This window comes from Brachybacterium sp. (genome assembly GCF_036379615.1).
Classification (GTDB): domain Bacteria; phylum Actinomycetota; class Actinomycetes; order Actinomycetales; family Dermabacteraceae; genus Brachybacterium.
This window is the reverse complement of the sequence record NZ_DASVGJ010000068.1, coordinates 123,671-135,896: the sequence shown is the minus strand read 5'-3', so window position 1 is coordinate 135,896 and position 12,226 is coordinate 123,671. Positions and strand designations below refer to the sequence as shown.

The 12,226-nt window shown below is 69.7% G+C and carries 10 protein-coding genes and 2 pseudogenes; 6 read left to right on the top strand and 6 right to left on the bottom strand.

Translation table 11 applies throughout. The features are described from left to right. Together VF289_RS15595 and VF289_RS15590 are read left to right on the top strand one after the other, a co-directional pair. Positions 1-289: pseudogene (locus VF289_RS15595) on the top strand (aminoglycoside phosphotransferase family protein); the annotation flags it as partial. Positions 290-441: 152 nt separating this feature from the next. Next, positions 442-1,371 (top strand): aminoglycoside phosphotransferase family protein, encoded by a 930-nt coding sequence (locus tag VF289_RS15590; protein WP_330884819.1) that lies wholly within the window; start codon positions 442-444, stop codon positions 1,369-1,371. A gap of 308 nt (positions 1,372-1,679) precedes the next feature. On the opposite strand, the gene VF289_RS15585 is transcribed toward VF289_RS15590, so the two are convergent. Together VF289_RS15585 and VF289_RS15580 are read right to left on the bottom strand one after the other, a co-directional pair. Further along, complete coding sequence (locus tag VF289_RS15585; protein WP_330884818.1) at positions 1,680-2,141, bottom strand: VOC family protein; 462 nt, start codon at positions 2,139-2,141, stop codon at positions 1,680-1,682. Between the two features lie 840 nt (positions 2,142-2,981). Continuing rightward, positions 2,982-3,797, bottom strand: a complete 816-nt coding sequence (locus tag VF289_RS15580) for a hypothetical protein (protein ID WP_330884817.1) — start codon at positions 3,795-3,797, stop codon at positions 2,982-2,984. Between VF289_RS15580 and VF289_RS19595 the strand changes: the two are divergent. Beyond that, positions 3,786-3,830, top strand: a pseudogene (locus VF289_RS19595) (hypothetical protein); the annotation flags it as partial. The gene VF289_RS15580 and the pseudogene VF289_RS19595 overlap by 12 nt on opposite strands. A gap of 424 nt (positions 3,831-4,254) precedes the next feature. Next, positions 4,255-4,551, top strand: coding sequence for a Dabb family protein (locus VF289_RS15575; protein WP_330884816.1), 297 nt, complete (start codon positions 4,255-4,257; stop codon positions 4,549-4,551). Positions 4,552-4,663: 112 nt separating this feature from the next. Here VF289_RS15575 and VF289_RS15570 read toward each other — a convergent pair whose 3' ends face one another. The 4 genes from VF289_RS15570 to VF289_RS15555 form a co-directional block, all read right to left on the bottom strand. Continuing rightward, entirely contained in the window at positions 4,664-6,370 is a 1,707-nt protein-coding gene (locus tag VF289_RS15570) for a glycoside hydrolase family 13 protein (protein WP_330884815.1), read from the bottom strand. A 93-nt stretch (positions 6,371-6,463) separates the two neighbouring features. Beyond that, positions 6,464-7,384 carry a carbohydrate ABC transporter permease gene (locus VF289_RS15565; protein ID WP_330884814.1) on the bottom strand — a complete coding sequence of 307 codons (921 nt, stop codon included), beginning with the start codon at positions 7,382-7,384 and terminating at the stop codon, positions 6,464-6,466. Continuing rightward, complete coding sequence (locus tag VF289_RS15560) at positions 7,384-8,316, bottom strand: sugar ABC transporter permease (RefSeq protein WP_330884813.1); 933 nt, start codon at positions 8,314-8,316, stop codon at positions 7,384-7,386. The genes VF289_RS15565 and VF289_RS15560 overlap by 1 nt, the downstream gene beginning before the upstream one ends. 30 nt (positions 8,317-8,346) lie before the next feature. Continuing rightward, positions 8,347-9,624, bottom strand: coding sequence for an ABC transporter substrate-binding protein (locus tag VF289_RS15555; RefSeq protein WP_330884812.1), 1,278 nt, complete (start codon positions 9,622-9,624; stop codon positions 8,347-8,349). Positions 9,625-9,731: 107 nt separating this feature from the next. On the opposite strand from VF289_RS15555, the gene VF289_RS15550 reads away from it, so the two are divergent. Both VF289_RS15550 and VF289_RS15545 read left to right on the top strand, forming a co-directional pair. Beyond that, positions 9,732-10,997 carry an ROK family protein gene (locus VF289_RS15550; RefSeq protein ID WP_330884811.1) on the top strand — a complete coding sequence of 422 codons (1,266 nt, stop codon included), beginning with the start codon at positions 9,732-9,734 and terminating at the stop codon, positions 10,995-10,997. 106 nt (positions 10,998-11,103) lie between these two features. After that, positions 11,104-12,201 carry a Gfo/Idh/MocA family oxidoreductase gene (locus tag VF289_RS15545; protein ID WP_330884810.1) on the top strand — a complete coding sequence of 366 codons (1,098 nt, stop codon included), beginning with the start codon at positions 11,104-11,106 and terminating at the stop codon, positions 12,199-12,201. The last annotated feature ends 25 nt before the right edge of the window (positions 12,202-12,226 follow it).

The following is a 12,226-nucleotide window of genomic DNA, read 5'->3' as shown; positions in this document are numbered from 1 at the left end:
GCTGGACACGCTCCTGCGATGGTGCGCGAGACCGGGCGAGTTTCCGCCGACGCCCGGGGCGAACGGACTTGACCCGGCCTCGCTGAGGCAGGTGCCGATGTGGCTGCGCCGTGCCTATCCGGAGCTGTTCGAGCGTGAGCGGTGGAGCGCGAGATTGGAGCTCCACGACATGACCGTGGAGCTGGCGATCTGCGCTCACCACCCGGAGCAGGGGAGCCGTGACGAGGCGGCGCGCCGGATCGGCGAGCTCCTGGAAGGCCGCAGCCACCTGCGCGAGCTCACCTGGTAGGGCGCGGCCCAGCGGCGACTCGCCTGGCGTCCTGGGCGAGCGGGATCCACACCTCGGTGGCGATCCCGTGCGCGGTGCTCGCCGCGACGGTCTCGTGGCCGTGGAGCCGAGGGAGCCGTGGCGGCTTAGGCCGCACCTGGAATGATGCCCGGATGCATCAGCCCCTCGCGATACCGGACGCCTTCCGTCGGCGCCTGCTCCACCAGGACCGGACCACCGCGCCCTGGCTCGACGGCGCCCCGGATCACGCCCGGACGATGTGTCGCCGCTGGGATCTCGCAGCCGACGGGGCGCCGTCGTTCGGCGGCACCAGCATCGTGCTGCCCGTCCGCACCGCCGACGGCGACCCGGCCGTCCTCAAGCTCGTCTCCCCGCTGGTCGACGCCGCGCTCGAGGCGAAGGCGCTCACCGCCCTCGCCGGGCACGGCATGGTCGAGCTCCTGCGCGCCGACGCGGACGAGGGCGCCCTGCTGCTCGAGCGCCTCGACGGCCCCACGCTCACCGAGCACCCCGAGCCGCTCGCCGCCGCCCGGATCGCCGGCGAGGTCGCCGCCCGGATCGCCGCGGTCCCCGCCCCGTCGGACCCCCCGCGCCTGGCCGAGACCTCACGGGCCTGGGGGCAGTCCTTCCAGGCCCAGCACGCCCGCGCCGTCGCGGACGAGCTCCCGATCCCGGCCGGGGCGGGGGAGCGTGCCGCCGAGATCATCGACGACCTCGCCGAGGACCGCTCGAGCACCTTCACCCACGGCGACCTGAGCTTCGCGAACGTGCTGCGCCGCGCGGAGGATGACTGGGTCGCGATCGATCCCGGCTGGCTGTGCGGGCCGGTCGAGCACGAGGCACATACTGTGGTGCGCAGCGTGCTGCCCGGCGTGCTCGACGCGCCCCGCCCGCGCGAGGGGCTGCGCGCTCTGGTCGGCGCCTTCTGCGAGACCTCCGGGGCCGACCTCGAACGGGCCGAGACCCTCTCCTGCGCCCGCTTCGTCGCCTCCTACTTCTGGGAGGCCCAGCACGCCGGGACAGCGGACGACATCGAACGCCTGCGCCGCGCGATCGAGCTGCTCATGGGCGATCCGGGCTGACACAGCGATGCACCGCACCGTGAGTATCGGATGCGGCGCCACAAGGTCACCCGGATGAACCTGCCGTCAGGGTCATGCGCGCCGTCGGGGTCGTGCCAGGCGTCGCAACGAGCGAAACCGACCGGGCGGACGACCCGCACAGGTTGAGCTCCGCCCTTCTTGCGAAGCGTCACCCCTGGTGAGTGCCACTCTGTCCGTGACGTCTGCTTTCCTGTGCGCTTCGGTGCCTCCGGCGCACGGAGTCCCGGGGGTCGGAGGCGACTCCCGGGCGCGGAACCGTCTGGGACGCCACCTCCGGCCGCTCGGTGTCAGTCCAGGCAGAACTCGTTGCCCTCGGGGTCCGCCATCACGATGAAGCCGATGCTCGTCGGCGGCTCCGGTTCATGACGCGCCAGACGCGTCGCGCCGAGCGCGATCAACTGGTCGCTGCGCTCCTCGAGCGCCGCCATGCGCTCGTCTCCGCGCAGCTCGGAGGCCGTGCGCACGTCCAGGTGCATGCGGTTCTTGGCGACCTTGTCCTCCGGGACCTGCTGGAAGTACAGGTGCGGCCCGATGCCGTCCGGATCCTCGAGGGCAGAGGCGCTGTTGCGCTGCTCCTGCGGCACGTCGTGGAGCTCGAGGAAGCTGTCCCAGGCAGTCAGGGGATCCTCTCCCTCGGCGAGGTCCACCCCGGGTGGACCGGGGTGCACGTAACCGAGCACCTCCTTCCAGAACAGCGAGAGGGTGCGCGGGTCGTGGGAGTCGACGGTGATCTGGATGGTGGCGCTCATGGGCTCTCCGAAGGGTGATGGGCGGTCTCCAGCAGTGACGGCCCGCTTCGGTGCGGCACCGTCGCATCGATCCTCCCTCACGGCGAGGACAGGAACTGTCCTCGAAAGCTCCCCAAGAGGGTTGGCGATGGCCACGTCTACACGCCACGGCGATTCCGGCCGGAAATGTTGCGAGAAGCCTCCGCTGGGGATGGGTCGACCGTTCCTCCACAAGGCGGCTGATGGCAATTCAATGTGCAGCATTGTGGAGGAAGGGAGGTTTCGTTTCTGACCAGTGCATGCGGCACAGTACGGGGATGGCCTGGCCGGATAGTTCCATTGTGGAGGGAGGGTGGGGGCAGTCGAAGTTATCCACATGTGCCGCACAGGGTTTCGAAACGGGTGCCCCATGGGGATGATGGAGTCATGTTCATGTCGATGCCCCACAGCTCCTCGGAGAATGAGTCCTCTCCCGAGGAGATTCTCGCCGCGCTCCGCGCAGGTGGGCCAGCCCTGTTCGCAGAGCTGCTCGGCGATGTCGACTTCCTGCTCTCCGAGGTCGCTGCCTCGCCGAAGAAGATGTTCGAGACCCGTCAACGCCCCCGAGCGGAGTACAAGAACCTCCTCGACATGACCCATCAGGTCCGCAGCGCGCTCGATGCCCTCGAGTCGCAGGCGGTGGTCGCGCTCGCCGAGGCGACCCGGCGTGATCACGTCCACGCCGCCCATCACGACGACGCCCACGAGGACGACTTCCTGCCGCCCCTGGAGCAGCTCATCCGCCAGGCGGATGCCGCGACGGTACGGGACGTCTCCTTCGCGACCCGACGAGCACCGTCCACGGCGAAGAGCACTCTCACCTCAGCGCGGCGCCTGGTCGGATCCATGCCCCGGATGCTCACCGCCCTCACTCGAGGGAAGATCACGGCGACCGTCGCGCACGCCGCAGCTTCCGCCACGGCGCCGCTGGATGACCTGCAGCGCCGGCAGGTCGACGAGATGCTCCACGAACAGATGCCACGGATGGATGGCGCCGGGGTGAAACGGTGGCGGAAGGTCGTCGCCCATGCCATCCACGAGCTCGACCCGCACGGCGCCACCGACCGCCATCACAGAGCACGCACGAAGCGTCATGTGTCGTTCATCCCGGGTGAGCACGGCATGGCCACCGTGAGCGCTCACCTGCCCGCTCTCGACGCGAAGCTCGCCCACAAGCGGCTCTCCCTCGAGGCCGAGCGTCGGCGGGCAGGCGGCGCGCGGGACGGTCACGCCGCGCTGATGGCTGACGCCTTCACCGACACCCTGCTCGGCCGGGAGGACGGGATGGAACCGGTGACCCTCGACCTCGGAGTGATGATCACCGACCGTGCCCTGCTCAGCCCGGACCACGGCGACATCGCCCATATCGAGGGGTACGGGCCGGTCCCGGCGGAAGCCGTGCGCCAGGAGCTGCGCGATGCGCTCGCCGAGCCTGAGAATCCCTCTCGCGACCGCTTCGGCCCCGACGGACACCAGGTGCGCGTCGTGATGCGCCGTCTGTTCATGCACCCCACCGTGGGCGAGCTGGTCGCGATCGACTCCAGGGCCCGGGAGTTCCCCGCCGCGATGAAACGCTTCCTGAACTGGCGCGACGGCACCTGCCGCGCTCCCTACTGCGACGCGCCCGTGCGCCAGCACGACCACATCGTGCCCGTCTCGGAAGGCGGGGCGACCAGCATCGAGAACGGTCAGAGCACCTGCGCTTACTGCAACGCCCATAAGGAGGAGGACTCAGCGAGCGTGGAGCGCGACGACGATCAGGGGCGACCCGGTCACGTCGTCACCTGGACCGGACACGGGGGCACCACGGTGATGACCACCGCCCCGACGCTCGGGCCGATCGGCCCAGCCCCCGCACCGAGCGGCGCGCCCGGCGACCCCGACGAAGCCGCCCGCGGCTCCGACACGGCCCCCGGGAGCCCCGACGTCGCCGCGTGCACCATGCAGGAATCGACGATCACCCGCCGGATCCCGAGAGACGGAGAGGGGCCGGAGGGGCTCACCCTGGATCGATCCGAGGGACACCCCACCGGGCGGCGTCTCACTCCATCACCACCGGGCCCGGACACGGCAGGGCCGCCTCTACAGTGGCCCGATGATCCGTCACACCGTCGCCTTCACTCTCGTGCACGCCCCGTACTCGGCAGCGGAACAGGACTTCCTCACCGAAGCACCCGCTCTGCTGCGTGCGATCGACGGTGTCCAGGACTTCACCGTCTCGCGCCAGGTCGGCAAGAAGTCCGACTACCGCTTCCAGTTCGCGATGACCTTCGCGGACGAGGCGACCTACGCCGCCTACGACGCCCATCCCGACCATCAGCATTTCGTCGCCACTCGGTGGCAGCACGAGGTCAGCGCCTTCGAAGAGCTCGACTTCATCGCCTACCCCTGAGTGCGCACGAGACCGGCCTCGCCGCCTACGACGGAGACAGCTGCCCCGAGCCCCGACCATGCAGATCGAGGGCCGGGGCAGCGCCGTCGGCGGGAAGCCGAGGCCCGAGTGATCAGCCCGCCGGGCGGCGCAGCCAGACCGTCGTCGCGCCGGGCAGCTCCTGCACATCGCCGTCCCGACCAGCGAGCGGGGCACTCGACAGCAGCACCTCACCGTCGGGCAGCGTGACCGGCGCGGCGCCGAAGTTCGTCACGCTCAGCCAGCCGCCGGGTCGCTCGACGGCGAGCACGTCACCGGTGGAGAGCTCCTCGTCCCAGTGCAGCGTCTCCGCGCCCTGCAGCACGCGGCGCAGGCGCAGCGCGGCGCGGTACATCTCCAGCGTCGAGCCGGGCACGCCGTCCTCGGCCTCCACCGAGGAGTCGCCGAACCACTCCGGCTGCGGCAGGTGCGCACCGCCGCTGCCGAACCCGAAGCTCGTCCCCTCACGGGTCCACGGCAGCGGCACCCGGCAGCCGTCACGGCCCAGGCCGTCGAAGCCGCGATCCTCCGGCGAGGTGCGCCAGAACGCCGGATCCTGCCGCTGTGCGTCAGGGATCTCCGCCACCTCGTGCAGCCCCAGCTCCTCACCCTGATAGAGGTACGCACTGCCGGGCAGAGCGAGCTCGAACATCGTCGCGGCACGCGCCCGGCGCAGCCCCAGCTCCCGGTCGATGCCGTCCTCCGGGCCGCCTGCCAGCACCCAGGCGGCGCCGTGCTTCTCCCCGCTCCCCGCACGTGGGGGCAGGCCGTAGCGGGTCGCGTGGCGCACCCCGTCATGGTTCGAGAACACCCAGGTGGTGGAGGAGCCTGTCACCTCGGACTGCGCGAGGTTGTCGGTGACGATGTCCCGGAAATGGCCTGCGTCGAAATCCGCCTCCATGAGGTCGAAGTTGAACGCCTGCCCGAGCCCCTCCGGGCTCGCGTACTTCGCGCGGCGCTCCGAGGTCTCCACCCAGGCCTCCGCCACCGCGATCCGCGGCGGATCGTACTCGTCGAACACGGCCCGCCACTCGGCGTAGATCTCGTGCACGTCATCGCGGTCCCACAGCGGATGGGTGCCGTCCTTCGGCATCGCCTTCAGCTCTGCACGGCTGGGCAGCTCCTCGCCGAGGTCCTTGGCCAGGCCGTGGGCGACATCGATCCGGAAGCCGTCGACCCCGCGGTCGGACCAGAAGCGCAGCGTCTGCAGGAAGTCCGCGTGGACCTCCGGATGCGTCCAGTCGAAGTCCGGCTGCTCGGAGGCGAAGGAGTGCAGGTACCACTGGCCGTCGGGGACCCGGGTCCAGGCCGGGCCGCCGAAGATCGAGGTCCAGTCCGCCGGCGGCTCCTCGCCGTGCTCGCCCTTCCCGTCGCGGAAGATGTAGCGGGCCCGGGCGTCGGAGCCCCTCGGGGAGTCCAGCGCCTCGCGGAACCACTCGTGGCGGTCCGAGGAGTGGTTGGGGACCACGTCCACGATGAGCTTGATGCCCGCGCCATGCAGCGCGGCGACCATCTCGTCGAACTCCTCCAGGGTGCCGATCTTCGGATCCACGTCGCGGTAGTCGTCCACGTCGTAGCCGCCGTCGGCGAGAGCCGAGGGGTAGAACGGGCTCAGCCACACAGCGTCCACGCCGAGCCCGGCGAGATAGGGCACGCGGGAGATGATGCCGCGCAGGTCGCCGATGCCGTCGCCGTTGCCGTCCGCGAAGGAGCGGGGATAGATCTGGTAGACGGCGGCCTGGCGCCACCAGTCGGCATCGGCCTGCGTGGCGGCGGGCACAGAGGGGGAAGCAGTGGTCACGGTCGGGGAACCTCCGGGGTCGGGTCGAGGATGGTGCGAGGTGCGGCAGGGGTGAGGAGCGGAGGACCGACGGACGCCTCCGCTCCTGGCGGGTTACTTGATCGCGCCCTGGGTGAGGCCAGACATCACCCAGCGCTGCGCGAACAGGTAGACGATGATCGCCGGGGCCATCGCCATCAGGTAGGAGGCGAAGGCGACGTTGTAGCTGTTGCTGAACTGGGTCTGGAACATGTTCTGCAGCACCGGGATCGTCTGCAGCGTCGGATCCGAGATGATCAGCGAGGGCATCATGAAGTCGTTCCAGGAGGCGATGAAGGCGAAGATGCCCACGGTCGCGCACATCGGGCCGAGCAGCGGCAGGATCAGCTTCCAGAAGACCTTCCAGGTGCCCGCTCCATCCATACGCATCGACTCCTCGAGCTCCATCGGGATGGTCCGCAGGAAGGCGGTGAAGAGCAGCGTGTTGAACGCCAGGGAGAACGCGATGTGGAGGATCGCGACGCCCAGGGGATTGTCCAGTCCGAGCATGCCGGTCAGCTGGATCTGGGGGAGCGCCACCACCGGGAACGGGATGAACATTGCCGCGAGCAGGTAGAAGAACGACCAGCGGAATGCGCGACGATCCCAGTTGCGCACGATCGCGTACGCCGCGAGGGAGGAGATCACGATCTCTCCCATCACCGCGAGCACGGTGATGAATATGGAGATCGCGAAGCCGCGCGGGAAGTTCGTGAGGTTCCAGGCCTCGACGAAGCTCGAGAACGTCAGCGGGTCCGGCAGGCCGAACGCATTGCCGTCGACCGCCTGCTCGGTGGTCTTCAGCGACATGTTCACGGTGACGAACAGCGGCACCAGCACGGCCAGCGAACCCACCATGAGCAGCACGGTGGCCGGCCAGTTGACGCGGTCGCGGCCCACCGAGCCCCGGCGTCGACGGCGCCTCGGCGGCGCGGCAGCGGGGGAGGGGGTGGCAGGCGAGGGTGCAGCGGATGCGGCGGGAGTGGAAGTGCTCATCAGATGGCCGTCCTTCCTCGGGTGATGCGGAGCTGGAGGAGCGCGAGCGCGATCGAGATCAGGAAGAAGACCATCGCGTTGGCCATCTGGTAGGCGTAGTCGCCGCCTTCGAAGCCGCGGAAGATCGACATCGCCACGGAACGGGTCGCGACTCCGGGCCCGCCGTCGGTCAGGCCGACGATGATGTCGTAGGCGTTCAGATAGTTCTTGAAGCCCAGGATCGTGTTGATGACGATGAACCCGGAGACCAGCGGGAGCGTGATGTGTCGGACGCTCTGCCAGCCGGTGGCTCCATCGATCGAGCCGGCTTCGTAGACGTCGGCGGGGATCGTGACCAGGCCTGCGATGTAGATGAGCATCGTGCCGGGAATCGACTGCCAGGCGGTGACGATCACGATCGACAGCCACGCCCAGTCGGGATCCGCGAGGATCGAGGTGGACAGCGCCTCCGATCCGAGCGCCTGTCCCATGCCGGGCACCGTGTTGGCGAACAGGTACTGGAACACGAACGCGATGACGATGCCCGAGATGACCATCGGGATCACGTAGATCGTGCGCAGTGCGGTGGTGAAGCGGATCTTCGAGGTCAGCCCCAGGGCCAGGGCGAAGGCGAGCACGTTGACCAGGATCACGGTGATCAGCGAGAAGCCGAGCGTGAACGTGTACGAGCCCAGAATCCCCTGATCGCGGAACATCGCGATGTAGTTGCGGAATCCGATGAACTCCCAGTCGCCGAAGCCGATGGAGTTCGTGAAGCTGTATCCGAAGCCGAGCAGGGCCGGCACCGTCACCGCGGCGGTGAACAGCGCGAGCGAGGGGAACAGGAACAGGTAGTAGAGGGGGTCGATCCGTCGCTTGTGATGGACGATCGAGGTGCGCACCGGGCCTTCTGCGTCCGTGCGGGCCGTGTGATCAGGTGTCGTCGTCGACATCGGAGCTCCTTGCTGAGGCGTCATCGGTGATCACTCCCGAAAGGCCAGGCGGGCCCAGTCGGCATCCATGCGCGCCAGGGTCTGCTCGGCGTCGGCGCCGCCGACGATCGACTGGATGTAGTTCTGGGCAGGGATCGAGTTCGGGATGAACTGTGAGGCGCCCATGTAGAAGCGGCCCTCGTCGTAGTACTTCTGCATCTCGGCGATCCGGTCATCGGTCACCGGCGGGGCGTCCTTGGTGGTGCCGAAGGCGAGGAACTCCTGGTTGTACGTGTCCTGCACCTCGGGTCGCATGAGGAACTGCAGCAGCTCGCGCGATCCGTCCTTCTCGTTCGCGGCCTCGGGGATCCACAGCGACAGGTCGATGTTCACCCGGACCTTGAGATCCGCCGGGTCATCGGTCATCGGGAGCGGGAATGTGCCGAGATCCAGATCTCCGCCGGCCTTCGCGATCTCGCCCAGCGCCCAGGGGCCCTGGAAGTACATCGCGGCCTTCTCCTGGGCCATCGCGGTGTTGCCGTCGCCGTAGGCGCGGTTCGAGGCATCGGGGTTGAGGTAAGGGAGCAGCTCCAGCATGCGCTGGACGGGTTCGCGCAGGGTGCTCTGGAAGGAGACCTCGGAGTCGGGGCCCACGTCCTCGCCGATCTCGTTCATCTGCGTATAGAAGGAGCGCACGTCCACCAAGCCGCCCACGGTGTAGTCGAAGAGCCCCTGCGCGATCGTCCAGGGGTCCAGGAAGGTCGCATAGATCGGGGTGATGTCCCCGCCCTGCAGCGTCTCGCAGACGCTCAGGAACTCCTCCCAGGTGGTGGGGACCTCGAGGCCGTGCTCCTCGAAGATCCGCCGGTTGTAGATGACCGACGCCGCGGTGACCGAGTAGGGGAGCACGCTGGTGCGGCCCTCATAGGTCGGGTACCAGTCGGCGAGCTCGGCGACGTCCTCGCGGATCATCCCGGCCTCAGGCATGTCGGTGAGGTCGGAGAGGGCGCCGCGTTCCATGAAGCGGCCCATCTCGAGGTTGTAGTTCAAACAGCCGAGATCCGGAGGGTTGTTGCGCACGAAGCTCGCCGAGAGATTCGTGGCGATGTCGTGCTGGACGGCGAACCGCTCCTGGGAGGTGGAGAAGTCTGCGGCGAGCTGGCTGAAGTAGGGGATCGCCTCCGGCTTCGACTGGTAGAGCGTCAGCAGGGAGGTGCCTTTCGCGCTGCCGCAAGCGCTCAGGGCGGTCGCCGCCAGGGCGCCGCTCGCACCCGCCAGCAGCGTGCGTCGGGTGAGGCGGCCGGGCCGGTCGGTCGAGGATGACACCATCGTCTCCTTCACGGAAGAGTGTGCAGGCTCTCGGGATTGATGCGACCATAGATACATCAAGCGTTATATTTACGATCTATCGGAAGTATGGAGCGGAGGGGGAAGGGATGTCAAGCATCCAGGACCGCGGTGCGAGCTCGCCTCAGCTGCTCCGCCGCGCGAACCGGCAGGCGCTGCTGCAGCACGCGCTGGCCACCCGGAGCTTCACGGCGGCCGACGCGATGGCCGCCACCGGCCTGACGCGTGCGACGGTGCTCGGCGTCTGCGCCGAGCTCGAGGGGGCCGGATGGCTGCACGAGGTCTCCGCCGAGCGCGAGGAGGGAGTCGTCCAGCGAGGCCGGCCGGCCCGCCACTACGCGCTCCGCGCCCGCGCCGCCGTCCTGGTCGGTGTCGATGCCGGTCAGCACACTCTCAGCGCTCGGGTCGCGGACCTGTACGGTCACGAGCTCGCCGCCTCGCGGTGTGCGGCGCACGGCGAGCTGGACGGAGCGGATGCGGAGCTGGGCGCCGCCGCGGCCGAGGAGCGGCTGGACGGCGTGCGCAGTCTCGTCGAGGACGTCCTGGAGCGGGCCGGGGCCAGCGCGCTGCCTCGCCTGCTGACGGTCGTCGGCGTTCCTGCTCCGGTCGACCCCGCAGGGCACTCGCCCGCCGGGGGCAGTGCCTACTGGTCCGCCATGAACCCCGGGTTTGTCGACGCTCTCGAGGGTGCTGTCGTCGTCGAGAACGACGCGAATCTCGCCGTGCTGGCCGAGCACGCGCTCGCCGTCACGGCGGGAAAGGCGGCGGAGGCGACGGAGGGGGGCGCTACCGATCACCTGGCCGCGCTGCTCATGGGGGAGCGCTTCGGCGCGGGACTCATCGTCGACGGCCGCCTGCTCCGCGGCGCCGACGGCGGTGCCGGCGAGATGCGGTTCCTCGACGGCGTGCTCGGCGACTCGCGCGGGGCCGACGGGGTGGCGGCCCTCGCCCGTCGCTGGAGCCTCGAGGGGATCGCGGCCGGTCGGCCCTCGCCGGTGCTCGGCAGCATCCACGCCTCGCGCCTCACCGCCGAGGACGTGTTCGTGGCCTCCCGGGAAGGAGATCCGCTGGCCCGCGAGGTCCTGAGCCGCATCGGAGGGCGGCTGGCCCGGATCGCAGCGATCCTCTCCAGCCTCCTCGGGGTGGAGAAGGTCGTGGTCGCGGGAGCGATCGCTACGGCCATCGAGCCTGTCCTCGAGCACTCCCGCTCCGAGCTGCCTGAGATCTCCGCGCCCCCGTTCCCCGAGCTGGCCGCGAGCTCTCTGGGCCGGGACGTGGTGGTGCGCGGCGCGATCGAGCTTGCGCTCGCGCGGCTGCGGGAGGACCCTCTGTCCCTGCTCGGGCCGGAGTCGTGAAAGCAGGGCAGTTCGACGATCCGCTCCACCCGACGTGCCCTCCCGCACGACCCCTGACCCGCACGACCCCTGACTCGCACGACCCACTGAGAGGAACTGACACACCATGACCGACCCCACCACCGAAGCCGCCCCGCGCCGACTGCGCGCCGGAGTGATCGGCCTGGGCTGGGCTGGCCAGCAGCACGTGGCCGCCTATGCCGCCGACCCCGCGGTCGACCTGGTCGCGCTCTCCGCGATGGAGGAGCACCTGCTGGAGCGGTTCGGGCAGGAGCACGACGTGCCCGGCCGGTACCAGGACTGGAAGCAGATGATCGCCGAGGCGGAGCTCGACGTCGTCTCGATCGCGACCCCCACCTTCCTCCACGAGCCGATGGCGATCCACGCCCTGGAAGCGGGCGTCAACGTGCTCACCGAGAAGCCGATGGCTCAGACCGGCGAGGCCGCGGCCCGCATGGTCGCCGCCGCCCAGCAAGCCGGCCGAGTGCTGGACGTGTCCTTCAACCACCGCCAGCGAGGAGACGTCACGGCGCTGAAGGCCGTGGTCGACTCCGGCGTGCTCGGAGCCCTCTACTACGCCAAGACCGGCTGGATCCGCCGACAGGGCATCCCCGGGCTGGGCACCTGGTTCACCAAGGCGGAGAGCTCCGGCGGCGGCGCGATGATGGACATCGGCATCCACATGCTCGACATGGCGCTGCATCTCATGGGCGAGCCCGACGTCACCGCGGCCTCCGCCTCCACCCACGCCGAGTTCGGGCCGCTGGGGCGGGGCGGCTCCGGCTTCGGCATCTCCCAGGTCGAGGAGGGCGCTCCCTTCGAGGTCGAGGACCTCGCCACCGCCTTCCTGCGCCTCGAGGGCGGCGGCACGCTGCTGCTCGAGTCGAGCTGGGCCCAGTGGATCCCGCACGACCTCTGCTACGTCACCCTTTACGGGGCCGACGGCGGCGCGACCATCGAATGGGGCGGCGCGGAGGAGCCCCGGATCACCGTGTGGACCGAGGTCGCCGGGATGCCGGCCGAGCTGCAGCCCGTGGTCGGGGAGGACGGGCGGCACGCCGCCGCGATCGCCGGCTTCCTGCAGAAGGTCGCCTCGGGGGAGACCGCTGCGCACGACGGCTCGCTCCCGCTGCGCCGCGCCCGGGTGATCGACGCCTGCTACGCCTCCGCGAAGGCCGGGGCCGAGGTCGCGGTCACCGGCTGAACCACCGGGGCACGCATGACAGGAC

Bases quoted from the DNA above. Each gene is read 5' to 3' on its own strand.
- VF289_RS15550 (WP_330884811.1), top strand. From the start codon at position 9,732: ATGTCAAGCATCCAGGACCGCGGTGCGAGCTCGCCTCAGCTGCTCCGC.
- VF289_RS15575 (WP_330884816.1), top strand. From the start codon at position 4,255: ATGATCCGTCACACCGTCGCCTTCACTCTCGTGCACGCCCCGTACTCG.
- VF289_RS15585 (WP_330884818.1), bottom strand. From the start codon at position 2,141: ATGAGCGCCACCATCCAGATCACCGTCGACTCCCACGACCCGCGCACC.
- VF289_RS15565 (WP_330884814.1), bottom strand. From the start codon at position 7,384: ATGAGCACTTCCACTCCCGCCGCATCCGCTGCACCCTCGCCTGCCACC.
- VF289_RS15560 (WP_330884813.1), bottom strand. From the start codon at position 8,316: ATGTCGACGACGACACCTGATCACACGGCCCGCACGGACGCAGAAGGC.
- VF289_RS15590 (WP_330884819.1), top strand. From the start codon at position 442: ATGCATCAGCCCCTCGCGATACCGGACGCCTTCCGTCGGCGCCTGCTC.
- VF289_RS15555 (WP_330884812.1), bottom strand. From the start codon at position 9,624: ATGGTGTCATCCTCGACCGACCGGCCCGGCCGCCTCACCCGACGCACG.
- VF289_RS15545 (WP_330884810.1), top strand. From the start codon at position 11,104: ATGACCGACCCCACCACCGAAGCCGCCCCGCGCCGACTGCGCGCCGGA.